The following is a 22,957-nucleotide window of genomic DNA, read 5'->3' as shown; positions in this document are numbered from 1 at the left end:
GTGGGGCCTGTCTCCTGATCAGAAACGTCAGCTGATTGATGCGGAGGATCCGAACATGAGCATTCAACAACAATGTAACCTCATGGGGTTGTCGCGTTCGGTCTACTATTACACGCCAGCCACAGAAACGCCTGAGAACTTACAGCTCATGCGTCTGCTCGACGCACAGTATCTGATCACTCCCTTTTATGGCAGTCGGCGCATGACGGTGTGGTTGCAGGAGCAAGGGCATCCGATGAATCGGAAACGCATTCAACGCTTGATGCGTCTGATGGGGTTGGAAGGGGTCGCTCCTGGGCCTCAGACCTCCATTGCGCATCCGGCTCATCCACGCTATCCCTATTTACTCCGAGATGTCTCAGTGATGCGGCCCAATCAGGCCTGGTGTGTCGACATCACCTATGTGCCCATGACCGTCGGCTTTATGTATTTGGTCGCCATTATGGATTGGTTTAGTCGCTATATCGTAGGGTGGGCCGTCTCCAATTCGTTGGACGCCGATTTTTGCTTGGAGGCCTTGGATGAGGCGTTCGCCCATGGGGTGCCCGACATTTTTAATAGTGATCAAGGTGTTCAATTTACGTCCCAGGCGTGGATAACCCGGGTAGAGCAGGCTGGGAGTCGAGTCAGTATGGATGGGCGTGGTCGGGTGTTTGACACTATCTTCATTGAACGCTTATGGCGTTCTGTCCAATATCGAAGATATCTATTTGCGGGACTATACGACAGGCTCAGAATTGGTGAGAGGCTTGACCGCTTATTTTGTCTTTTACAATGAACAACGCCCGCATCAGGCTCATGACTATCAAACACCAGCAGAAATCTATCACCAAAGACATTTATGAAAACACCGAGGTCTATACTATCTTATTTTCAGCAATTTGCTGTCTTGACAATGGGGGCCACTTTACTACACTGAAGGCACGAACTTCTCTTGTTAAAATAATTGCTCCGTCAATTGCTTGATGCATTTTTCTTCCGCTCGGTTGATTTCGGTTCTCATCAGAGCTCCATCATCAACCAAAAATTCACGGAGCCAGGGCCGTTGAGCCCCTTTTCGAGCATCTTCTTGATATGCACAGCTACCACTCCAGATGACATTCAATTTCTTTAAATCAATGAGTTGAGCAGACGCTCTATAGTCTAAATAATACGCATTCATGCTCGTTAGGTAAAACCTGAGCATCCAGCGCGTTGTTTTCATCGTAAAGAGCATGTCGGTTTTTGCTTGTTCACGAAGACCTTCCAAATCACTCATTGGATGCAACTCTTTCATTTCCTGCATTTTGATCTGCCCCAACTGCTTTTGGAATTCTTCCATAAGGGCCCTTTGGATTCGAGGAACCGGATCCTCGAGGCCAGTCTGGGTTCGAACCATCTCTCCAAGTTCGCGAGGAGTCAGAGGATCGGGAGCACCGCCTGGCAAAGCTTCTTCCAATACCTCTCCCCACGAAAACTTTTCCATCTTGGGAGGTGACGAATTTGCTATTGTGATCACTTCGAAGATGTGCGGTTCTTGGTGGGAAAAGGTGATGGAAGATAGTTTCAGCCATTCTCGTTGCTCCATGGTGAGTTTCTCCACAGCACATCCCATTTTTAAAAGGCACAGGAATGCCAAGACAATTGCAAGCGTTTGTCGCATACAGTTTCTCACTTGGTAACTAAGTCAAACTAATATCGAAATCATCATTCGTGGTTGAATGTTTACATTTTTACGGAACATGCGATTATCAAAAATTGTAACTAAATAACATCCTAAGGCAATCTGCCTAAGACTTTTGACATTGCATTCGAATGACAAGTGCATAAGAAGGAAATATGAGAACTGCACCCTTTAAAATTTCTTGAAAGTCAAGAGAGATAAAACAACCGATTATCAAGCTACTCTCGGGGCTAATTCCAAAAACAATGAAAAAAGGAGGGCATTGTCCATTTTTAAAATACATTTTTCTCACCTAGTGTGGCACTTGGTTGATTCGAGAATGAGCCTGTTTCCTCATATTGGCTGCAGAAGATGAAATGTCCGCTTCTGGCTGGAAGATGACACGCAGAAAAAATAGGAGGGGCATTATTTGGCCAGATACAGCAAGATTACTTGAAGCACTCTGAAGAATAAGGTTCCATTCTTCCAAAGTCCGGAATACCCTGTTGCTGATTCGCTGGTCTTTTAGCGCATGAAGTCGGTTATTACGCGAAGAGCATCAGTTGAGCAATGGACGAGCCCAGCAATTCGCTCCAGCCAAAGTTTCTCTATTGGCGTCCACCATTTCACACTCATCGCTCTCTGAAATTGCTTAAGGCCCTGAACGGGAGTGCGGTTTGGGCGGTTCCAAATCGTTCATCAAAGCTCTAGAGCATCCTGCCGAAGTTTTTGATTTTTACTCGTAAAACAGCTTTCTGTTCCTAGGGTTAATTGCCCAGGTATTTTCGTAACTACAAACGGTCTACAGGGCTGTGGTGAATACGAAACAAATGGACATGATTTGTTCCTAATTTGCGGAGTCAAAAATGGAAGAATGAAAGGATTGTCATTTGTATATACGAATGTATAAATTCATGCTATGATGAATATCCAAGTAAACGGTTTTGATTGGGATAAGGGAAATCGGGAAAAATGCCAAAAATATGGCCTGTCCCAGAAGGAGATTGAGCATTTCTTTCAGCAAACAGAAGTCTATGTTACCCCCGATCCCAAACACTCCGATGAAGAGGAGCGTTTTCTGGCGATTGGACACTCGAAAAAGCACAAACCGATGTTTGTGGTGTTTACCCTGCGAGATGTGAATGGAGAGAGGCTAATCCGACCCATTAGTGCCCGTTATATGCATGAGAAAGAGGCGAAACGATATGAAGAAGAAAGTGCCAAAATTAAAGAGCGATAAAGACGCTGAAAAGTTCCTAGACCAGGATTTGACGGATTACACCAATCTGAAGAATTTCACCGCGGTCAATTTTGAGATGCTCCCGAAAGACAAGCAGGTCAATCTTCGGTTTTCAGAGCAATTGCTGGCTGCAGTTCGGCAGAAAGCGGAACAGGAAGGCATTTCCTACCAGAAATATATCCGCAAGGCCGTTGAAGAATCCTTGACCTCGCATTAGGAACTTCTGTGTTCGTTTTGCTATTCCACTAACACCTGAATTACAAGGCAATGATACTTGAAGGGAGTTCGGCTGCGGTTCATGTTGGCTCATTTTCAGGACGCCAACTGTATGACATTTGCGTTAAGACCTGATCGGTAAGGTTTACCGCAAGATGTGCGCAAATACTTGGCAAGGGAGACGCTGCGCTCTCCCGTTGCATCCCTCTAGCTGTAGAGTTCTGCTGATAGACCTTTGGCATTCAGGCGTACTACATAACCTGAAGATAATATGCTAGTGTTTATCGGTAAACCTCCCTATAAAAATACTGAAGTAGGTGTTCTTTCTCGTACGAATTTGATGTATGGCAAGACAGAAAATATTTATGTTTCCTAAGAATTTGGCAGGTGAAAAAATTGTATATTGAGCGCGTGCAAATAGAAGAAGGGTTTTTGGATGGCTTAGACATAACTTTTTCTCCTGGCCTAAATGTCATAATTGGAGCGAGGGGGACGGGAAAGAGTTCTTTGCTTGAGTTAATTCGTTTCTGCCTTTCAGCTAAGAATTATTCAGAAGAAACAAAAAGACGTTCTTATGATCATGCCTTGTCTGTATTAGGAAGTGGCCAAATAACGGTCACCTTAAGAGACGATGAGCATATTATTTCTGTATCCAGAACAGCTGAACATAGCAAGCCAGATGCAAGCGCTCGTTATACAAAGCCATTAATATTTTCCCAGTCTGAAGTGGAAACAGTAGGACTGCAAACTGGTGGTCGTTTAAAAATTATTGATGGGTTTACTCGGGACAAGGAAAAATTAAAAAATTCAGAAGATCGAGCTATAGCGGTTATCCGGTCTTTAACTTCGGATATCGACAGCCTGAAAGAGGGCATTGACGAACTAGATACTCAACTAACACAAATTCCAGAACTTCAAGAAAAGCTAAAAGAGTTAGCCCCCAAAGAGAAAAAAGTTTCCGGTATATCTACAGATGCTAAGAAAAAGGCAAATGAACTCGAAAAGCTTTCTAAGAAACTAGCAACGCTCACTGTTGAGGCAGATACCATTAGTCGCTTCCAGGAGGATTTAGAGGAAGTCGAGGGGCTTGTTGAGAAAGCTATTTCAAGTATACCTAATTACGAGATTTCGGACGATGAAGTTGTGCAAGGTAAGTTTGAGAGCATAGTAAAAAAACTAGGACCTATAGATAGGAAACTTCAACAAGCTTTTGCAGGATTCGAAGAAATAGATTCAGAGATAGAAGAACTGCTTGAGAAGTCTGAAAGTGAAAGAAAAAAGTTAGACGAGAAAGCACGTACGTTGCGTCAGTCGATAGAGGAGTTGCAAAAAGGTGCAGGAGCTATTGTTCGAGAGGGTCAAAAGCTTAGAGAGCGCTTGGCACAACTAGGAGCGCTAGAAGCTGTTTTGAAAAAAGAAAAAAAGGCTCTTGCCGATCTTATTTCAAAAAGAGATGTGCAGCTAGATCTTTTGGAGAAATTTCGTGTTCAACAATTCGAAGAGCGTTCAAAAATTGAAAAAAGTCTCAATAAAACTTTAGGGCCTCAGATAAAAATCGAAGTTTTTCAATCGGGGCAAGTAGGAAATTATAGTGCAGCATTGACTGATGCGTTGAAAGGTAGTGGTCTTCAATATAAAACTCTGGTTCCTAAAATAGCCAACAACATAAGTCCCAGAGAACTTTTAGAACTTGTTGATGATTTCAACGTGGATGGCTTGTCCGACATAGCAGGAATAAATTCAGACAGAGCTGCCAAAATAATTGCTGCCTTGAATGAAGCCGACTTAGGAGAAATTACCACGGTAGAAGTTGAGGATACAGTATCCTTTTCTTTACTAGATGGGGGGGACTACAAAGATTTTATAGATTTATCAACCGGTCAACGTTGTACTGTTGTATTGCCTCTCATCTTAGAACACACTGAAAGAATAATAGTCATTGATCAGCCTGAAGACCATATTGATAACGCTTTCATAACTAGCACTCTTATAAAGGCAATTTTGCGGCGAGCAGATAAAGGCCAAATGATATTGACGACTCACAATGCCAACATCCCTGTTTTGGGCGATGCTGATTTAGTTATTCAGATGGAATCTGATGGTAATAGAGGGTATGAGGCAGTAAGTGGCTCTTTGGAAGATGTAGACGTGGTTGAAGCAATCTCTACAGTTATGGAAGGAGGTGCAGAAGCATTTAAACGTAGGGCTGAGTTTTATAGATTGCTAGAGCTTATGTGATGGAAAGTTCTGACGCCATTAAGCTTTTAGAATCATCTTCTCCTCATCAAAGGCTCCGTGGAGCTAGACATTTTTCTCGAACAAGCCTTCCTGATCTACTTCCAAAACTAAAAAGTTTCCTCCAAAAAGAGCGGGTTTCACACGTAAGGGCAGCCTTAGAGTTAGCAATTAAGAGAAACTCTAGGTCAAATACTCCAGAAGATCCAAAAAGTACAGACGAAAATCAAATAGATGAAGATGAAGGAATTGTTGCTACGAAACAAGAAGCAGATAAATGGGCGGGAATTATATTACATGAAATTGAACCTAAGGTCGGCCTAATAAGGGTTTCTGCGCAACAAGAAATTTCTGATTTTGAAAATAGTGAAACCAAGAGATATCTGGAAAGTTTAGATATGGTTTTGTCTGGTTTTTCAGATCTAAGAAGATCTATTGCAACTCCTAAAGCTGATGAGCTTGATCTAGCTGAGCTTATCAAGGAAATATCTCAACAAGAATGCAAAGAGGGAACTGACGTCTCATTGAGTGGACAAAAACCTTTTATAATTAAAGGTGACATCAACTTGCTTCATATGGCTATATCAAATGGTATTAGAAATGCTGTTGAGGCGGTACAAGAAAATACAGATGAAAAAAGGGTTATTGTTTCTTGGAGCAAAACAGACGTTGAGTACTCCGTAAGTATATTAGACAACGGACCAGGAATATGTGATGGAAAAAGTTCTTTTTTTGAAGTAGGTAACAGTTCCAAAAAAAAACATGGTGGTTTTGGGTTAGCTATTGTTAAGCATGCCTTAGAAAATCTAGATGGGCGTACCTCTCTTGCAACTGCAAAGGATGGAGGCGCTAAGTTAGAGTTAAGGTGGAGACTTCAGGTATGAGTCATTCACCCCATATACTTGTCGTAGAAGACGATGACGATATTTCTGAGTATATCTTAAGGATTATCCAAGAGTTAGATGCTAATGCTCAAATAACAGTTGTTACCAATCGTGATGAAGCGCGCCAGCTATTAGAGGATAAGAATTTTTATGATCTACTAAGCTTAGACCTTACTATTCCAGCGTTTAGTGGATCTTCAGAGAAAAAAATCGAATACGGCAACGAGATTTTGCATTACTGTAACGATGTCGCTCCCGGGTTGCCTATATTAATTTTGACGGCGTCGAGTACTGACGACCTAGTATCAGACTTTTTGGAATCTTCGGAAAAGACAGATATATGGGGAGAAGGCCAAAAAAGATCAACAGTAGGCCATGCTCTAAAAAGAAGGCTAGATGATTATGAAAGTAAAATCAAAGATATCGTCCAAGCTATTAGGAATCTTCATCAGGTAGAAGTAAATAAAACTTCCGATGGCATAGCTATTCCACTTCAAGACGATAGACTTATAAGAATTTTTGCACGGCGCAATAATGGAACACGTTGTGATATTTCAATAATTTCAGGAGGATTATCTGGGGCAAGAGTATATAGAATCTGTGTATATAACAACTCCGGTAATGTAATACATAATGTGGTCGCTAAAATTGCAGATCACACAACAATCAGTACCGAAGATGAGAATTATGCTGCTTATATTAGTCGTCTTAGACCTGAGATCACTCCCAGGCGAATTGAAACAACAGTTTTTGGTGCTAAAGATACTGCGGCCGTATTCTATGGCTTAGCTGTGGGCCACGATACTGATTTCTTTGGAGTGGCCACAGGAGACACCATAGAAACGAATTTATCAAAGAACATACGTGATTTGACGGATAAATGGCTGGAAGCTTCCACGGAAGAAAGTAAAACAATAAAAGATGTTCGATGCCTTTTATTAAACAATGAGTGTGCGGAAGCTCTTATTAAAGAATATGATTTAGATTGGGCAACAGGGTTTGAGGATCAGCCTCTTCAAGCCAAATGGTGTTATATTCATGGTGATTTGAATGGCAAGAACATTCTTGTTAATCGCGAACAAAGTACAGCTACTCTTATAGACTATGGTGATATTAAAGAAGGGCCTGCAACGATAGATCCAGTAACGCTTGAGTTTAGTCTTTTCTTTCATCCTGACGCTGCAAGCATTAGTAATTGGCCAAGTATAGAACAAGCAAGGAAATGGTTTGATCTAGAGGAATATATCAAGGATTGTCCCATCCCTCAGGTGATCAAATTTGTACGAGAATGGACCAGATCAGTTGAAGCGGGAAGACGGGAAAGAGCGGCATCTGCATATAGCTATTTACTTAGACAATTAAAATATACAGATACTGATAAAGGTTTAGCCATTGCATTACTAGAGGGTACAAGAAATCTTTATGCGACAACTTAAAGCATATCCGTTGTTCAATAAGAGGGTGACCTCACAAGTTCCACGTTTAATCGATGTTAATTTTCACATTTACATCTCTGGGACATTCCCCTGATCCCTGTTAGGTTCTTTTTTCTTATCCAGTTGACTTTCATTTTCCTGTAAAGCTTCGTGGTCCAAAACACCCATTTCCATGTATTTTGCAACATCTTTTTTAAGTTGAACGATGATGTTTTGATGTTTTCGAAGGATGGGCTGGACTTGATCCTGCAAATCCTGCCGTTGTCTTAGTTGTCGGTCTATCAAGGCCTGCTTTTCGTCCTTGTCACGAATATCACAGATTTTCACCTCTCGCTCATTTTGCGCCCTGATCTTTTGATATTTTCCCGTCCGGCGCGCGAGTTATATTTGAAAGTAGTGTCAGGAGTGAGTTGAACGGACGCGGAATCTCGGGTTGAACTGGATGTTGTCCAACATCCACTACTTGGCCAGGAAGGGAGACGTCACGAGGCAACAGCTTGGCAAACGAAGACAGAAGAACGAATGGTAGAGAATCCAATTACAGCGATACTCAGGGACGATGCCAGACAGTTACTGGCATAAGCAGTGGAAGCCGAAATTGCCGGAAAGAGACTCCCGGAAGACGGCGTTGCCGACATTCCGGGAGTGCATATCTGCTCGGAAGGAGTGATTCTGCAGACTTCGATAGTTTGTGTCTATTTTGAAGAAGGTGCGCTGTCGGAAGGAGCCACGTAGGGCATGAGTGGCAAATCTTCGGCATCTTTCTTGACTTCCAGGAGAGCAATCGCTCCTCGAAGCGCGTCAGTGAGAGAGTGCGTTACGATCGGAATGATGTTTTCCGTCTCAACGACCAAATCCATGATCGCGCCATCGGCTGGACCCACCACTTGGGTTTGAATGCTTTGCATGCGGTTCGCCGGAGTTCCGGTGGGCCAAACGTCGTCCCAAATTTCGGCGATGGGATGAAGGGCGGAAAATCGGTTTGGCCCGATGTTGACGAAGTAGAACCGTACGCGCTCTCCGGGTTTGGCCTGCAAAAAATCTCCGCCTTGCGTAGCATGGACAGGATCATACTTGAAGATTCCGCCATTAAAGACGACGTGATCGTATTTTTCCGCGAACATGCCCTGCACATCATCCGGGTCGTTGTAGAGTTCGGATTGGATTAAGACGTACTCTCTATCGGCTTTCGGCATTACCGAAGGGTCTTTGGGGTCGACGATCACGGCTCCGAACATGCCTCGGGCCACGTGTTGAATCATCGGAAAAGCTCCGCAATGATAGGCAAAAATCCCTGGCCGTTTGGCGACCCAAGTAAATTTCTTGGTCTCACCCGGATTGATTTCTGAATAATTTTCGAGAAAGTTAGTCTCTGCGGAGTGAAAGTCCATGGAATGCGGACGGCTATTCGTCGGCAAGTTTTTGAGTGTGAAGTGTACGGTATCGCCCTCGGTGACTCGAACGACAGGGCCGGGAAATTGTCCGTTAAAGGTCCAGGCTTTGTATTTCGTTCCCTTACCGTCAACGACCACTTCTGTTTCCACGGCGGTCATTTCGACGTTGACCGTTTTGGCGGCAGCCGGGCTAACCGTGAGGAGTACGGCGATGGTTAGGCCCCAAAAATACCATCCAAAGGGTAGGCCAAAGGGCAGGGTTGAGTAATGCGACGCCTCATTCATTCTTCTTCCTCCTGATTATGATTGGTGTATGAGTTAGTTGTCTGTACTGTAGTATCTATAGCAGTAAACATGCCAAGAGAAAACTTGTCCAAGCTATTGATTTTATTATTAAAAATTTTATATTTCAATATTGAGGAAAACAAAATTTCGTTGAAAAATGAAAAAATGCTGCCATCTTGTTACTATTTTGTTCATGCAGTCGATGTGTAGCAGTGATGTGCAGTGAGTAGCAACAAGGTGAGAGAGAAGCGTTATTCCCCATACTGAATGACCAGAGAGAACTTACCTGAAATGTTTATCGATCTTGTTTTGACCTGTTTTGACCTTTTTCGCCCTGTTTTTACCTGTTTGAGAAGGAGTGACGAGCCGCGATGTTAAATGATAGCAGCTCTTTATACGATGCAGAATTACGGTTTCGGGCCGTGGCGCAATCATCCAGTGATGCCATCATTATAGGAGATGGCCGTGGGACCATTCTGTATTGGAACAGTGGCGCAGAGAGAGTGTTCGGCTACCAGAGCGATGAAGTGGTGGGCCAGTCGCTCACGATGCTCATGCCGGAGCGGTATCGTCTTTCACATCAGCAAGGGATCGCCAGATATTGTCAAACGGGCAAGATGCATCTGATTGGAACGACGTCTGAGCTCTATGGCCTCAGGAAAAGCGGCGAGGAATTTCCGCTGGAACTGACACTATCGAGCTGGAAGGAGCATCATCAGCAATTCTTCAGTGGGATCATCCGTGACATCTCAAAGCGAAGGGCCGCGGAAGACGCCCTTCGGCAATCCGAGGAAAAGTATCGGGCGATCTTCAATCAAGCCATCGAAGGTATTTATCAAACGAGCCTTGACGGAATCTTTTTAAACGCGAACCCGGCCTTGAGTCATTTGTTGGGGTACGGCTCATCCTCCGATCTCATCAAATCGGTTTCACGGATTGGCGTGCAGCTCTACGTTCATCCTGAACGTCGACAGCAATTTTGCCAACTCGTAGAACAGATGGATATCGTGACCGAATTTGAGTCACAGGTCTACCGGCGTGATGGCACAGTGATCTGGATCTCTGAGAATGCTCGAGTGGTTCGCGATGCTCAGGGTGTCACGCAGTGGTACGAGGGATCGGCTGTTGATATCAGTGCCCGCAAACAGGCTGAAGAATTACTGGAAACTAAAAACCGCCTGGAAGCGGAGAATTTATACTTGCAGGAAGAGGTCATCGAAGCCTGTGCGTTTGGCGATCTGATCGGCCACAGTCCTGCGTTGGAAAACGTCATTCGCCAGGTGGATCTGGTGGCGCGGACTGATGCAACGGTCCTGATTCTGGGTGAGTCTGGAACTGGAAAGGAGCTGGTGGCTCGAGAAATCCACAAACGGAGCCGTCGGCATGCGCGTCCACTCATCCGCGTGAATTGCGCGTCCATTCCCAAAGAATTGTATGAGAGTGAGTTTTTCGGGCATGTCAAAGGGGCCTTTACCGGGGCGGTCAAAGGGCGTGCCGGTCGGTTCGAAGCCGCAGACGGCGGGACGCTGTTCCTTGACGAAGTGGGAGAAATTCCGCTTGATGTTCAAAGTAAATTCCTCAGGGTTCTGCAAGAGCAGCAATATGAACGGGTCGGGGATGAACGGACGCGGACGGTCGATGTTCGAGTGATCGCCGCTACCAATCGTGACCTCAAAAAAGAAGTGGACATTGGCCGATTTCGACAGGACCTCTACTACCGCTTGAATGTCTTCCCCATCGAAATCACGCCATTGCGATATCGACAGGAAGATATTCCTCTGCTGGCCGATCATTTTCTGGACATCGAGTCGAAAAAATTACATTGTGCGAGGCCCCTGCTCACTCCTCAACATGTGAGTATCTTGCAAGGATACCACTGGCCGGGCAACGTGAGAGAACTGCAAAATATCATCGAGCGAGCGCTGATTACCTCCCGATCTGGAGAGCTGTATTTTGAATTACCGATCAAATCGAAGCGGCGTGGTTCTACCCAAGGCTATCCCCGTCCTGAAACGGTTGAGATTCTGTCGGAGAAAGAGCTGCAACGGCTCATTCGGCGTAACACCCTGACCGCGTTAAAGCAGACGCGTTGGAAGGTCTACGGGTCGGGAGGGGCCGCCGAACTTCTTGGGATCAAGCCGACTACCTTGGTCGCGCGTATGAAAAAAATGCAGCTGGATAAGCAGCATGTGCTTCCGAGTCATCAGTCCGGGTCCGAACCTCAGGACAACGGCTCCTGAACTCTCCGTGAGCCGTAGGCGAGGTCTTCCCATGGTGCTCTGTCTGACGCTGTGCTCCATGGCAAATTGAAAAAGTTTTACAATTCTTAATAAATTTAGCTAACATTTATCAGAATATGAAATTTTCGAAGAAAAGCGAGTATGCGTTACGAGCATTGATCGAGCTCACGGCGAATTATGAGCAGGCCGTGCCTGTGCAGCGGACGCAGTTAGCTCGAGAGCAAAGAATTCCATTGGGGTTCTTGGAAGGCATTCTTCTGACGCTCAAAAATGCGGGAATCTTATCCAGTCGGCGGGGAGTGGATGGCGGCTATCGGCTTCGATCGTCTCCTTCTGAAATCACGCTTGGTCAGGTCATCCGGACGCTTGATGGCCCACTCGCTCCGATCGGATGCGTGAGCCAGACCGCGTACCAGAAGTGTGAGGATTGTCCGTATGCCGAGAAGTCAGCCTGTGCGATTCAAAGCATTATGTTGGAAGTGAGAAATGCGATTTCCTCGGTTCTCGATCATTATACGCTTGAGGATTTTGTGAAGCATGTTGATGTCCCGCGAACACAGGCGAAAGCATCCCACGCCAAGAAAAATCCAGCCAAGAAACGATTATTACCTTCGAAATAGACGGGAGCTGCGATGATGGAAACGCATATACGGAGTCTGGTGAAAGGCATTAGCTGGCGCGTGATCGCGACTCTCGTGACGACGCTCGTGGTCTGGTTGATTTCGGGAGAAGTCGGCATGGCCCTATTTGCCGGCGCCAGCGACTCACTCGCCAAAATTGGCCTGTATTGGGCGCATGAACGTGGATGGCAGCATATTCAGTGGGGGAGAATGCCGCCGCCGCCGACCGCTTCGCCTTGAATCGTCGTCAATAGGGAAGGATGTAAAATGGGATTTCGATGGATGGCCGCGGGAGCATTGATCGCGCTATTGGGAGTCGCCGGGGGAGCCTTCGGCGCGCATGGGTTACGTTCGATTCTGTCCGAACATATGCTGGAGGTTTTTCATACTGGCATACGATACCAGATGTACCATGCGTTCGGGCTTATCATTGCAGGCGGCGCGTTCACCCATTATCAGCTTCCACTCTTTCGATGGGCCACATGGGCGTTTCTCGCCGGCATCGTCTTGTTCTCCGGAAGTCTCTATATCCTGTCGTTGAGCGGTGTACGGTGGCTGGGGGCGATTACCCCACTTGGAGGACTCTGTTTTCTTGCCGGATGGTTATACTTAACGATCGGATTTTGGCGGATGGCCAAGCGGTCTTGATGAAAGCCAACGAGACTGCCCTGTTCTCATCGACCGATTTCTGCAAGGGGTTCATGGGTGACGATGAGATTTCCGCGTGGGTTCTCGTTGAATCGATTGGCTTGGATTAATTGGTCGTGTTCTGGTGAGGTTTGACAATCCGGAGTCATGACCATGCCCCAATGTTGATTCTGATGGCAATGGTTGTTCAGGAGAAGAGCTTTGGCCGAATGAAAAAGCAGGATGCCGCTTAGCATATTGTCCCGACAGGTATTGTGGACGATGTCCGGAGACGTGCCATCATCCCGCACGGCGAGTCCGAAGTGATGATTGCCGAAACAGGCATTGTGACTAATGTAGGGATGAGCGCCGGCGAATGAAAAGATCCCTGATTCGCGGTTATAGCACACTTCATTCTCCGACAAGGTTGGGCGACAGGCTGGTCCATACAGGACGACCCCGGAAAGAATGCCTTCCGTCGCGCGACACCTGGTAATCGTGCAGGTCGAGTCAAGGATGTTCATGGCCGAGTGTTGATCACTGCCCACGTACCGAAACGTGATTCCCTCGATCCGTCCGCCTGGGACTCGTTGCAAATACAACGGACTGCTTCGGCGACTGAAAATCTGTACTCGATCTCGGTCTTCACCAATGAGCCGAATCCTTCGATCGGCGACAAAGACTCGATCTTCATAAATCCCTGTCCGGACGAAGACTTGATCCTCTGGCCCCGCCTCCTTCAGCGCAGCGCTGGGTTTGGCGTAACAGCGGACATCCTTGGCGTCGACAATGAGCGTGCGGCCGCCCTGGCACGTTTCCTGGTTCCGTGCTTCCTGTACCTCAGGAATGGAGGGTGCATGTGATGGGCAAGGGTCTTGAGGCGTGGCATCATCGTCTTGATGGGGGAGAGAGTTCATGAGCGTGGACTATTATTTGAGGAAAGTTCTATCGTGTCAAGGTTTAGTTTGTCCGGAAAGTCGCATTATGATCTTATGTCCTTATGTCCTTATGTCTTATGTGAAGACGCGTTCTGAACGCCTGGTGATTGACTGGTCGGTTTTATCTTGAACATTCTAATTCTAGAAATTTTCGAAATAATAGACATGCATGAATGTTTGTAGTCTTTTCAGATCATGTTTTCCCAATAGGCCGTTTTGCTGTACATTGTGCGTCCTTTTTTATCGGTGATGAAACGTTGCTCACATTTTTGTCCATGACAATCTTTGACTTGACAGGTTGAGAGGAGAGTGCTACATACTTAGCTAACTTGAGAGACAACGTTGTCTCTTCAAGATGTGCGCGAAAGACAACTGAATAAGGTTGGGACGATGGAGTCCTCACCCCAATGAAGGGGCTGAGGGCTTTTTTTTTGCTTATTCAGTGCCTGCTGACTACTAAAGTCAGTACATTCAGTTGTGTTTATGAGCGTGTATGCCGAATGAGTAATGAAGCTTTATCTTGTGCCCGCGCCGAACGGCCTTGTCACTGCACTCTGTCACAAGAGAAGACAAGCATGCTCATTAAACCCTTGATTGAAGGAGACGTAATGGACGGAATATTTCACTTTATCGGTGGGCTAAGGAACAAGGTGTGTTTCTTCGCCACATTTAGTGCGTTCTTGATGGTGATTGGAAGCACCAGCCCAGGATTGGCTGATGATACCTCTGCTGACATTTTGGAACGATTAGAAAAGATCGAGCAAACGGCAGGCGAAAATTCGCTGGCGCAGAAGCTCGGGATATCCTTCTACGGGTATGTATCCGCTTCGTATACCCAGAATTTTAACAACCCGAATTCTCAGGCTAATGCGCTGAGGATTTTTGATGGTGACGCGAATTCGTTTCGACCCAACATGGCGCAATTGGTGGTCGAGAAAGTAGGTCAATCCGGTGGTTCGATGAAAGAGCGTGCGGGGTTTCGCGTGAAGTTGGATTTTGGTGAAGATGCGAAATTTACGGGCGGCAATACCGGAGCCGATGAGGTTGATTTTCAGGAAGCCTACGCCCAGTATGTCGCACCCATAGGAAACGGTCTCGACCTTCGAATCGGTCGAATGAACACTTTGATTGGGTATGAAGTCATCGAAAGTCCATTGAACCCCAACTTTTCTCGCTCTTGGTTATTTGGGTTGGGTGAACCCTTCACGACGACAGGGATACGAGGCACCTATCAAGTGAGTGAAAGCGTTACGTTTTCCATCGGTGGCATCAACTCGTTTACCGGAACTCAGGCAGACCTCAACCGGAGTAAGTCCGTGGAGGCTTTGCTCGGCGTGACGCCGACCGATTGGTTGAGCGTTTCATTGTTCGGATTTTGGGGACCTGAAGGGGCATTAGGTACGGATAATTCTGATCGAGTCTTGGGCGGAGCGATTATCGACATACAAGCAACCGATCAGACGGAGTTCGTTATCGAGGCCTACTATGCCAATCAAGCGAATGCAACGCCTGGAACCAATGCGCGGTGGAATGGTGTGGCGGGGTACGTCATCCATAATTTCACCGATGAATGGGGGATTCGTATTCGAGGTGAACTCTTTGAGGATGCCGATGGGTTTTTGGGTTGTGGCGGGACAGTCGGGAGTGCTGGAAATGCCAATACCTGTTTTGACGGCATAGCTCCGGCTTCCCAAACCTTATGGGAAGGAACCGTGACCCTTCAATACAAACCCGTTCCTTCACTGTTGACACGAGTCGAGTTTCGCTATGACAAATCGAATCGAAACACGTTTCAATTCGGGAGTCGTGCGGCAAACCATCAGGAAACGCTTGCTGCGGAAGTCGCCTATCTCTTCTAGTTGAGAAGAGGGACGGAATAAGGAGAAAATCATGTTGAGTCAGACACGAAATAAGATTGGTGTATCACTGCTCAGTGTTGTCGGAATGTTTTTGTTATCAACGACTTTCGCGCTCGCCGAAGGCGAACCCGCGATCAATTCTGGAGATACTGGATGGGTGTTGGTTTCCTCTGCGTTGGTCTTGGCCATGACGATTCCAGGCTTGGCGTTATTCTATGGAGGGATGGTCAGAAGCAAAAATATCCTGAGCACGATGATGCATAGTTTCATCGCGGTCTGTACGGTCAGTGTGGTGTGGGTCTTGTGGGGATATAGTCTGGCGTTTGCTCCAGACGTCTACGGATTGATCGGAAATCTGCAATGGGCGGGCCTGGATGGGGTGGGCCCTCAGCCACTTGATGGCGCGACAATTCCACACCTGGCGTTCATGATCTTTCAGCTCATGTTTGCCGGGATCACGGTTGCGTTGATCAGTGGAGCCGTCGCCGAACGGATGAAGTTCAGCGCCTTTATCCTGTTTTCCATCGTGTGGGTGACCTTCATCTACGCGCCATTGGCCCATTGGGTGTGGGGTGGAGGCTGGCTGGCCGGTTTCGGCGAGTTGGACTTTGCCGGTGGAACGGTCGTACATATCAGTTCAGGAGTGGCGGCCTTGGCCTGTGCGCTGGTGCTTGGAAAGCGACATGGCTATGGCCAAGAAAACATGGCTCCCCACAATCTTCCTCTCACGGTAGTGGGAGCCAGCATGTTGTGGGTCGGGTGGTTTGGCTTTAACGCTGGTAGCGCGCTTGCTGCAAATGGGATTGCAGCGAGTGCGTTTGTGGCGACGCATGTAGCGACAGCCTCTGGTGCGCTTGCCTGGCTCACGGTAGAGTGGGCCTATCGGGGGAAACCGACTGTGCTAGGGGCGGCAAGCGGAGCCGTGGCCGGGCTTGTCGCTATAACGCCGGCTGCTGGCTATGTGGGGCCTGTTTCAGCCATCATTGTGGGACTAGGCGGTGGGATTGTCTGCTACCTGGGGGTCTTTTTGAAGAATAAATTAGGTTATGATGATGCGCTCGACGTTCTTGGGATTCACGGTATTGGAGGAACCTGGGGGGCGATGGCGACAGGGTTGTTCGCCAGCGTCGGTGGAGGCACCGGGCTCTTTTTTGGTAACCCTGAACAGGTCGCGATTCAAGCCGTCGGCGTGATCGCCACTTGGGTGTTTGCGTTTGCCGGGACTTTTGTGATTTTAAAACTGATCGATGCGACCGTGGGGTTACGCGTGTCCCGGGAAGAAGAAGTGTTAGGGTTGGATCTCAGTCAACATCGAGAACGAGCGTATGCGTAATAACCGTCTAGAGCCACAGGAGGGTGTATGAGATGAAACTCGTTGAGGCGATCATCAAGCCATTTAAGTTGGATGAAGTGAAGGATGCGTTGATCGAGATCGGTGTGCAAGGGATGACGGTGATAGAGGTCAAAGGTTTTGGTCGCCAAAAAGGTCACAAAGAAACCTATCGAGGGACGGAATACCAGATTGAGTTTGTCCCCAAGATTAAGTTGGAGATTGCCGTGGCTGATGAGATGGTTCCGCAAGTAATCGAAACGATCGGGCGAGCGGCGAAGACCGGGAGCATCGGCGATGGGAAAATCTTCATCTCGGATTTGGAGCGTGTTATTCGGATCAGGACGGGAGAGGCTGATGAGTCTGCCGTATAGCGGGGATATGCACTGGAACGTGAAATCACACGTATCAACTATTGATGGTGAGGTGGGGTTGTGAAGAATCGGCGAACCACAGGCATCGGTATCCTGGGAGTGCTCGTATGGGGCTGTTTGCACGGCTCCGTGGCGTGGGCCGGAGAAACGGCTTCGCTCACGATCGATACGGGAGACACGGCATGGATCTTAGTTTCCTCGGCCCTGGTTTTGTGTATGACGTTGCCGGGACTTGCCTTGTTCTATGGTGGATTGGTCCGTAGTCGAAATGTGCTCGCCACGATCATGCATACCGCGATCATCCTTTGCATGATTACCCTCGTATGGATTCTTTGCGGATATAGTCTGGCGTTTGGCCCCGATCTCGGAGGGCTGATCGGAGGGCTGGATTGGGTGGGGCTTCATGGTGTCGGACTTGAGCCGAGTCCTGTCTATGCTTCCACGATTCCGCATCAATTATTCATGGTGTTTCAACTGATGTTTGCGGCCATCACGGTCGCCTTGATTACGGGGAGTATTGCTGAGCGAATGAAATTCACCGCTTTACTCTGGTTCGCGGTCTTATGGTCCTTGTTTGTCTATTCCCCGCTGGCCCATTGGGTGTGGGGGGGCGGTTGGCTGGGCCAGATGGGAGCGTTGGATTTTGCCGGTGGGGCGGTCGTGCACATCAGTTCAGGTGTGGCCGCGTTGGTATTCGCCTTCATGCTGGGACCGCGCAAAGGATTTGGGACAGAACCGATGCCACCTCATAATTTACCCATGACGGTTTTGGGGACCGGCTTGTTATGGTTTGGCTGGTTCGGCTTCAATGCGGGTAGTGCACTCGGGGCCAATGAAGTCGCGATTGCCGCCTTTATTGCGACGCATACCGCTGCCGCTGCGGGTGGAATCAGTTGGATGGTGGCTGAATGGGTACATCGGGGAAAACCTACGGTCCTTGGGGTGGCGAGTGGAATTATCGCCGGGTTAGCGACGATCACGCCAGGAGCTGGGTTTATTGGGCCGTTGTCGGCTCTGTGTATCGGGCTTGTCGCGGGAACACTCTGCTATCTCGCGGTTGTCTGGAAGATGAAACTGGGGTACGATGACTCTCTTGACGTGGTCGGGATCCATGGAGTGGGTGGCTTGACGGGTATCCTGGCAACCGGCCTCTTTGCTTCCATTGGCGCGCAGGGTCTCTTTTTTGGCAATGCCGGACAATTCGGAATTCAACTTCTTCTAGCATTCGTTACCGCCGTTTTTGCCCTGGTGGGAACCTACATAATTTTGAAAATTCTTGATCTGACCATCGGTCTCCGAGTATCGTCGCACGACGAAGAAATGGGGCTGGACCTGAGTCAACATAGTGAACGGGCCTATTCCTAAAGAGTAGATACCGTTCGTTTTTTGTACGTATGTTCGTGTCGATCTTTCCTCTCTCTTTCAGATTTTGACGTGGAGGGAAGGAGGATGTTTCTGTTCGTCAGTGGGCGCAAGTCTTTTCAAGTTTTTATAAACAATTCCCCTGAAGGAGGTAGCACATGACCCCGCGTGAGGTACTGGATTTTGCCAAGAAGAACAAGGTCGAGATGGTAGATTTGAAGTTCGTAGACTTAATGGGTACCTGGCAGCATTTTTCCATCCCGACATCCGAACTTTCTCTGGATCTGTTTAAAGAAGGATCGGGGTTTGACGGATCCTCCATAAGGGGATGGAGGGCGATTCAAAATAGCGATATGTTGTTGGTCCCGGACCCATCAACCGCCAGCTTGGATCCATTTACTGAAATTCCAACTCTCTCCATGATCGGGAATGTGGAAGATCCGATCACACGGCAGGGGTATGAGCGTGATCCAAGGTTTATCGCTCAAAAAGCTGAAAAATACCTCCAAAGCACGAAGATTGGCGATACCTCGTATTGGGGCCCCGAGGCGGAATTTTTTATTTTTGATCATGTCAGTTACGATCAAAATGCGCATTCCGGTTTCTATTTCATCGATTCGGACGAAGGGGTGTGGAATTCTGGCGATGAAGGGAATAATCTGGGGTCACGACCTCGTCACAAAGAAGGCTATTTTCCGGTCTCGCCGACTGATTCGCAACAGGATATCCGATCGGAAATGGTTCGGGAGATGGAGAAAGCTGGCATCCACGTCGAAAAACACCATCACGAAGTGGCCACCGGAGGACAGGGGGAAATCGACCTTCGCTTTGACACCCTCGTGAGCATGGCCGACAAAATGATGATGTATAAGTACATCGTGAAAAACGTGGCGCGGCGGCATGGAAAGACGGCAACGTTCATGCCCAAGCCCCTGTTTGGTGATAACGGGACGGGGATGCATACCCATCAAAGTATTTGGAAGGATAAGAAGCCGACTTTCGCGGGGAAAGATTATGCTGGAGTGTCGCAACAATGTTTGTACTATATTGGTGGGATCTTGAAGCACGCTAAGGCGCTTGCCGCATTCACGAATCCTTCGACGAATTCGTATAAGCGATTGACTCCTGGGTTCGAGGCGCCGACATTATTGGCCTATTCCAGTCGGAATCGGTCGGCCGGCATACGAATTCCAATGTATTCGCCGAATCCCAAGGCCAAACGTATTGAAGTTCGATTCCCTGATCCTTCCAGTAATATGTACCTGGCCTTCAGCGCCATGCTCATGGCGGGACTTGATGGGATCCAAAATAAGATCCACCCCGGTGAGCCGATGGATAAAAATCTCTACGATTTGGAACCGGAAGAAGCCAGCAATATTCCCACGCTTCCGGTGAGCCTGGAAGAAGCGATCAATAGCCTTGAAGAGGACCATCAGTTCTTGCTCAAGGGCGGTGTCTTTAGTGAAGACCTGATCGAAGCCTGGGTTGGGTACAAACGAGATCATGAGATCGCTCCGGTGCGTATTCGGCCGCATCCCTATGAATTCTTCATGTACTACGATGTGTAGCTCATAGGGCTTTCACGTCAAAGTTTTTTCCCTCGTTCAAGGAGCGCTTATCTTCAGTGGAGGTAGGCGCTCCTTTCTTTTTCCTCGCACATCTATCGAAACGCGCCTTTGCGGTACAGTTTCCAAAAGACTCCCGGGCTCGACAGGAGGGGATGTTGGCGTTGTCTTGGTGTGAGTTCGATGCTGACGCCCGAATGACGTTCGATTTTCCAGAGAATGTAGTCGACTCCTCCCTGGAACGTAAACAGTCCTTTGATCAATCGGAGTATGGATAAGAGCTTGCCCTGATAACGTCTCAACGCCCAGGAAGATGAATTCATCATGCGCTGGAATGGGGGCAGTTCAGTTTGATACAGCGCGGGTTGCGCTGTCTTGGCGGTCGCTATGGGAAACGGCAAGTGACCCAGTGCAACGTGTGCGGTTTGTTGATAATACTCACGGTCAGCCTCCAGGATGTGTGCCACGCGTCCAGACCGTTCGGTGCGAAGCTCACACTGATAGGTTAGAGACAGTCCTTGCTCCCAAAGGTCGAATGCGTTGAATCTTTCTGGTAATTGAGGGACAACCCTCGTGAAAAATGTCATGATGGACCGGGCAAGGGCATCATACACGTGTGCGGCGATATCGGGGTTTGCGGTATAGAGAACTTTTGTGGGTTGAGCAAAGCGTGCCCAAAAATACGAATGAAACCACTGCGTCGACGTGCTGCGTTGAAACTGTTGCAGTGAAAGGATGGCGTATTTTGCCCGCACGATCCGGTCTCTAAACGCCACTTCGATGTAGAAGACATTCGGTGGAAGCACCTGATTCGCTAAGGCGAGTAATGGACGGTGAAAGAATGGTCGGTAGTGATCTACGATGAGATAGAGGTCGAGGATTCCCTCGTCGTTATACCCTGATCGTAGGCAAGAGCCGTAGAAGAGGATGGCTTGAATGCGTTGAGAAGAACGCTTGAGGAGTTCCTCGCAGACAGCGTGAACCTCATCTGGAACGTCGACGGCATCTAGCCCGTGAACAAGTGTGCGTAAGTCCGATGGAATAATCACGGTCGTGATCGCTAAAACCGGATAAACGAGGCGATGCCTCCGTCAGCGAGTTGAACGGGGCCCTGTTGAGGGTCGGGAAGGTATCCTTCTCCATCAACGGTAAAGCCATCATGCATATGCAGTTCAAGTTTCTCGATATTTTGGCTGAAATAGCCATGCTCCTGGGTCCCATGGCGATGAGGCCTGCCAAACAATAAGGATGGCAATGTGCGAGGCAAATGGCGAGGGTTGGTTTTAACGGCGGTGTAATGGAGCGGACGCTGTTCCGTCCCCCAATAGGGCCGCAATCCGAGAAACAGTCGATCTAAGGTGGTCACAAGAATAGTGAGGAATGTATCGACTATTGGAGGTTGTTCGTCAAGGAAGAGTTTGACGTCAATGGCTTTGACCGGACTATTCCGTCCGGACAGGAGAGAGAGAAAGAATCGGGCCATGATCAACGTCGCGCCCACTTCGCCAAGACGACCGACGGAATGTTTGGTCCGCCATCCGACTTGTGCCCCCTGATAGATCGCTCCTGTCCCAAAGAACATGCCGTAGATCGGATCTTCCTGCGGTACGCGATGGACCCGTAAGATATGTCGAGTGAGGATAGTGGGTTTAACGTCATGTCCGTTCGCCCAGCGAAGCAATGTGTGTAATGCCACAGACCGGTTGCCCTTAAGCCCGACATCGCCTGCATTCAGGTTCGATGTGCCTGAAGGAAGTATGGCTAACAACGGAAGGCTCTCGAAAGGTCTATGATGAAAGAGCGTCGAGAGCACAGCTTGAACGGTCCCATCACCGCCATTTATGACGATGACTGTGACCCGGCGCCGTGCGAACTCGGCCATCGCCGTTTGAATATCCTTGAGCGTGTGGCCCTCGTGTTGGAGAATGGCGGGATGCGTCTTGCGAATGTCGTTGATGAGTGTAACGTTTTTTTTGTTGCGCCCGCTTAAGGGGTTGGAGAAAATTCCCAGGCGATGTTTCGCGTCAGTTTGTGACAACAGTGTCTCTCAGATTAAACGGAATAGATCGAGGAACCGTCTGATGTTGCCAAATGATAACAGAGTCAATCGGTGGATTGAATGGTTTTGGTGAGCGGGGGGCGGGTGAATGTTTTCGCGGCGAGGGAATCATGGTCTATCGCGATTCCGATATCGGCTAACCAGGGACGAAGTGGCGTACCCGAGAACATTCGAACTCCAAAGGCGAGTCCGAGTCGAATGAGTAAAATGATCGTTGAGGCGACCGTCCAAGCGGCGACGGCGAGAAATCCCAGATCAGGACGGCCTATGCACAGAGAACCTGTCAACAGAATCAAGTTCGGATTACGGCGCGCCGTAATCAACCGGTTAAACGAATCGATGGGACGCCAGCAAAACAAACCGAATTGTCCCAGGCAGAGTTGAAACAGACCTTCACAGAGTCTCCCTGCGATGTAGCCAGCCAGAATGATTCCGAACAGAGTATCGAGGGAGAGCCAGGGGGTTGGCGGCGTAAACGCAGCGAGTCCCATGCCCCAGGCAATATACCAGAGTGGCGGATGAATGATGTCGAGTCCATGATCGAGGATATGGCCGATTTTACTCGACGTGACCGTGACCCGTGCCAACTTCCCGTCCACGGTGTCGAGAAAGGTCATGATCCAGCCCGCCACCAGCCCGCTCCCGAACGCC

22 protein-coding genes are annotated in these 22,957 nt (G+C 48.2%); 15 read left to right on the top strand and 7 right to left on the bottom strand.

Going from position 1 to position 22,957, the window contains the following annotated elements; translation table 11 throughout:
• Positions 1-55 precede the first annotated feature (55 nt).
• Positions 56-778, top strand: a complete 723-nt coding sequence (locus MRJ96_00120; GenBank protein MDR4499846.1) for an IS3 family transposase — start codon at positions 56-58, stop codon at positions 776-778.
• Between the two features lie 159 nt (positions 779-937).
• Here the strand turns inward: MRJ96_00120 and MRJ96_00115 are convergent, their stop codons facing one another.
• Positions 938-1,642: a hypothetical protein gene (locus MRJ96_00115; protein ID MDR4499845.1), complete on the bottom strand. Its 705-nt coding sequence runs from the start codon at positions 1,640-1,642 to the stop codon at positions 938-940.
• 919 nt (positions 1,643-2,561) lie between these two features.
• Between MRJ96_00115 and MRJ96_00110 the strand changes: the two genes are divergently transcribed.
• From MRJ96_00110 to MRJ96_00090, 5 genes are all read left to right on the top strand, one after another.
• The gene (locus MRJ96_00110; GenBank protein ID MDR4499844.1) at positions 2,562-2,882 is read left to right on the top strand and encodes a BrnT family toxin; all 321 of its coding nucleotides are present in this window, start codon (positions 2,562-2,564) and stop codon (positions 2,880-2,882) included.
• The gene (locus MRJ96_00105) at positions 2,848-3,099 is read left to right on the top strand and encodes a hypothetical protein (GenBank protein ID MDR4499843.1); all 252 of its coding nucleotides are present in this window, start codon (positions 2,848-2,850) and stop codon (positions 3,097-3,099) included. Before MRJ96_00110 ends, MRJ96_00105 begins: the two co-directional genes overlap by 35 nt.
• Before the next feature lie 386 nt (positions 3,100-3,485).
• A complete protein-coding gene (locus tag MRJ96_00100) occupies positions 3,486-5,336 on the top strand; it encodes an AAA family ATPase (protein MDR4499842.1) in 1,851 nt (616 codons plus the stop codon).
• Positions 5,336-6,217 carry an ATP-binding protein gene (locus MRJ96_00095; GenBank protein MDR4499841.1) on the top strand — a complete coding sequence of 294 codons (882 nt, stop codon included), beginning with the start codon at positions 5,336-5,338 and terminating at the stop codon, positions 6,215-6,217. The genes MRJ96_00100 and MRJ96_00095 overlap by 1 nt, the downstream gene beginning before the upstream one ends.
• Entirely contained in the window at positions 6,214-7,653 is a 1,440-nt protein-coding gene (locus MRJ96_00090) for a response regulator (protein ID MDR4499840.1), read from the top strand. Before MRJ96_00095 ends, MRJ96_00090 begins: the two co-directional genes overlap by 4 nt.
• A 69-nt stretch (positions 7,654-7,722) precedes the next feature.
• On the opposite strand, the gene MRJ96_00085 is transcribed toward MRJ96_00090, so the two are convergent.
• Complete coding sequence (locus MRJ96_00085; protein MDR4499839.1) at positions 7,723-7,980, bottom strand: hypothetical protein; 258 nt, start codon at positions 7,978-7,980, stop codon at positions 7,723-7,725.
• Positions 7,981-8,348: 368 nt separating this feature from the next.
• Positions 8,349-9,332 carry a multicopper oxidase domain-containing protein gene (locus tag MRJ96_00080; protein MDR4499838.1) on the bottom strand — a complete coding sequence of 328 codons (984 nt, stop codon included), beginning with the start codon at positions 9,330-9,332 and terminating at the stop codon, positions 8,349-8,351.
• Between the two features lie 371 nt (positions 9,333-9,703).
• On the opposite strand from MRJ96_00080, the gene MRJ96_00075 reads away from it, so the two are divergent.
• From MRJ96_00075 to MRJ96_00060, 4 genes are all read left to right on the top strand, one after another.
• Positions 9,704-11,572, top strand: a complete 1,869-nt coding sequence (locus MRJ96_00075; GenBank protein ID MDR4499837.1) for a sigma 54-interacting transcriptional regulator — start codon at positions 9,704-9,706, stop codon at positions 11,570-11,572.
• Positions 11,573-11,688: 116 nt separating this feature from the next.
• Positions 11,689-12,192, top strand: coding sequence for an Rrf2 family transcriptional regulator (locus MRJ96_00070; GenBank protein ID MDR4499836.1), 504 nt, complete (start codon positions 11,689-11,691; stop codon positions 12,190-12,192).
• Between the two features lie 12 nt (positions 12,193-12,204).
• Positions 12,205-12,432 carry a DUF2061 domain-containing protein gene (locus tag MRJ96_00065; GenBank protein ID MDR4499835.1) on the top strand — a complete coding sequence of 76 codons (228 nt, stop codon included), beginning with the start codon at positions 12,205-12,207 and terminating at the stop codon, positions 12,430-12,432.
• 27 nt (positions 12,433-12,459) lie between these two features.
• Positions 12,460-12,840 (top strand): DUF423 domain-containing protein, encoded by a 381-nt coding sequence (locus MRJ96_00060; protein ID MDR4499834.1) that lies wholly within the window; start codon positions 12,460-12,462, stop codon positions 12,838-12,840.
• A 26-nt stretch (positions 12,841-12,866) separates the two neighbouring features.
• Here MRJ96_00060 and MRJ96_00055 read toward each other — a convergent pair whose 3' ends face one another.
• Positions 12,867-13,736 (bottom strand): right-handed parallel beta-helix repeat-containing protein, encoded by an 870-nt coding sequence (locus MRJ96_00055; GenBank protein ID MDR4499833.1) that lies wholly within the window; start codon positions 13,734-13,736, stop codon positions 12,867-12,869.
• Between the two features lie 629 nt (positions 13,737-14,365).
• On the opposite strand from MRJ96_00055, the gene MRJ96_00050 reads away from it, so the two are divergent.
• From MRJ96_00050 to glnA, 5 genes are all read left to right on the top strand, one after another.
• Positions 14,366-15,616, top strand: a complete 1,251-nt coding sequence (locus tag MRJ96_00050) for a porin (GenBank protein ID MDR4499832.1) — start codon at positions 14,366-14,368, stop codon at positions 15,614-15,616.
• Positions 15,617-15,749: 133 nt separating this feature from the next.
• Positions 15,750-16,949, top strand: a complete 1,200-nt coding sequence (locus tag MRJ96_00045; protein ID MDR4499831.1) for an ammonium transporter — start codon at positions 15,750-15,752, stop codon at positions 16,947-16,949.
• 32 nt (positions 16,950-16,981) lie between these two features.
• Positions 16,982-17,320, top strand: a complete 339-nt coding sequence (locus tag MRJ96_00040; protein MDR4499830.1) for a P-II family nitrogen regulator — start codon at positions 16,982-16,984, stop codon at positions 17,318-17,320.
• 60 nt (positions 17,321-17,380) lie between these two features.
• The gene (locus tag MRJ96_00035; protein MDR4499829.1) at positions 17,381-18,685 is read left to right on the top strand and encodes an ammonium transporter; all 1,305 of its coding nucleotides are present in this window, start codon (positions 17,381-17,383) and stop codon (positions 18,683-18,685) included.
• Between the two features lie 155 nt (positions 18,686-18,840).
• Positions 18,841-20,250: a type I glutamate--ammonia ligase gene (gene glnA / locus MRJ96_00030; protein ID MDR4499828.1), complete on the top strand. Its 1,410-nt coding sequence runs from the start codon at positions 18,841-18,843 to the stop codon at positions 20,248-20,250.
• Between the two features lie 92 nt (positions 20,251-20,342).
• On the opposite strand, the gene MRJ96_00025 is transcribed toward glnA, so the two are convergent.
• The 3 genes from MRJ96_00025 to MRJ96_00015 all read right to left on the bottom strand — a co-directional run.
• Positions 20,343-21,296 carry a hypothetical protein gene (locus MRJ96_00025; protein MDR4499827.1) on the bottom strand — a complete coding sequence of 318 codons (954 nt, stop codon included), beginning with the start codon at positions 21,294-21,296 and terminating at the stop codon, positions 20,343-20,345.
• 11 nt (positions 21,297-21,307) lie between these two features.
• Positions 21,308-22,285 carry an acylglycerol kinase family protein gene (locus MRJ96_00020; GenBank protein MDR4499826.1) on the bottom strand — a complete coding sequence of 326 codons (978 nt, stop codon included), beginning with the start codon at positions 22,283-22,285 and terminating at the stop codon, positions 21,308-21,310.
• A 65-nt stretch (positions 22,286-22,350) separates the two neighbouring features.
• The coding region (locus MRJ96_00015; GenBank protein ID MDR4499825.1) for a CDP-alcohol phosphatidyltransferase family protein at positions 22,351-22,957 on the bottom strand (607 nt) is incomplete at its 5' end.

The organism is Nitrospirales bacterium, assembly GCA_031315865.1.
GTDB lineage: Bacteria > Nitrospirota > Nitrospiria > Nitrospirales > UBA8639 > JAGQKC01.
The sequence above is the reverse complement of the archived record's forward strand: the minus strand, read 5'-3'. Positions and strand labels throughout refer to the sequence as shown.

Bases quoted from the DNA above. Each gene is read 5' to 3' on its own strand.
- MRJ96_00120 (MDR4499846.1), top strand. From the start codon at position 56: ATGAGCATTCAACAACAATGTAACCTCATGGGGTTGTCGCGTTCGGTC.
- MRJ96_00115 (MDR4499845.1), bottom strand. From the start codon at position 1,642: ATGCGACAAACGCTTGCAATTGTCTTGGCATTCCTGTGCCTTTTAAAA.
- MRJ96_00110 (MDR4499844.1), top strand. From the start codon at position 2,562: ATGATGAATATCCAAGTAAACGGTTTTGATTGGGATAAGGGAAATCGG.
- MRJ96_00105 (MDR4499843.1), top strand. From the start codon at position 2,848: ATGAAGAAGAAAGTGCCAAAATTAAAGAGCGATAAAGACGCTGAAAAG.
- MRJ96_00095 (MDR4499841.1), top strand. From the start codon at position 5,336: ATGGAAAGTTCTGACGCCATTAAGCTTTTAGAATCATCTTCTCCTCAT.
- MRJ96_00090 (MDR4499840.1), top strand. From the start codon at position 6,214: ATGAGTCATTCACCCCATATACTTGTCGTAGAAGACGATGACGATATT.
- MRJ96_00080 (MDR4499838.1), bottom strand. From the start codon at position 9,332: ATGAATGAGGCGTCGCATTACTCAACCCTGCCCTTTGGCCTACCCTTT.
- MRJ96_00075 (MDR4499837.1), top strand. From the start codon at position 9,704: ATGTTAAATGATAGCAGCTCTTTATACGATGCAGAATTACGGTTTCGG.
- MRJ96_00070 (MDR4499836.1), top strand. From the start codon at position 11,689: ATGAAATTTTCGAAGAAAAGCGAGTATGCGTTACGAGCATTGATCGAG.
- MRJ96_00065 (MDR4499835.1), top strand. From the start codon at position 12,205: ATGATGGAAACGCATATACGGAGTCTGGTGAAAGGCATTAGCTGGCGC.
- MRJ96_00060 (MDR4499834.1), top strand. From the start codon at position 12,460: ATGGGATTTCGATGGATGGCCGCGGGAGCATTGATCGCGCTATTGGGA.
- MRJ96_00055 (MDR4499833.1), bottom strand. From the start codon at position 13,736: ATGAACTCTCTCCCCCATCAAGACGATGATGCCACGCCTCAAGACCCT.
- MRJ96_00050 (MDR4499832.1), top strand. From the start codon at position 14,366: ATGGACGGAATATTTCACTTTATCGGTGGGCTAAGGAACAAGGTGTGT.
- MRJ96_00040 (MDR4499830.1), top strand. From the start codon at position 16,982: ATGAAACTCGTTGAGGCGATCATCAAGCCATTTAAGTTGGATGAAGTG.
- glnA (MDR4499828.1), top strand. From the start codon at position 18,841: ATGACCCCGCGTGAGGTACTGGATTTTGCCAAGAAGAACAAGGTCGAG.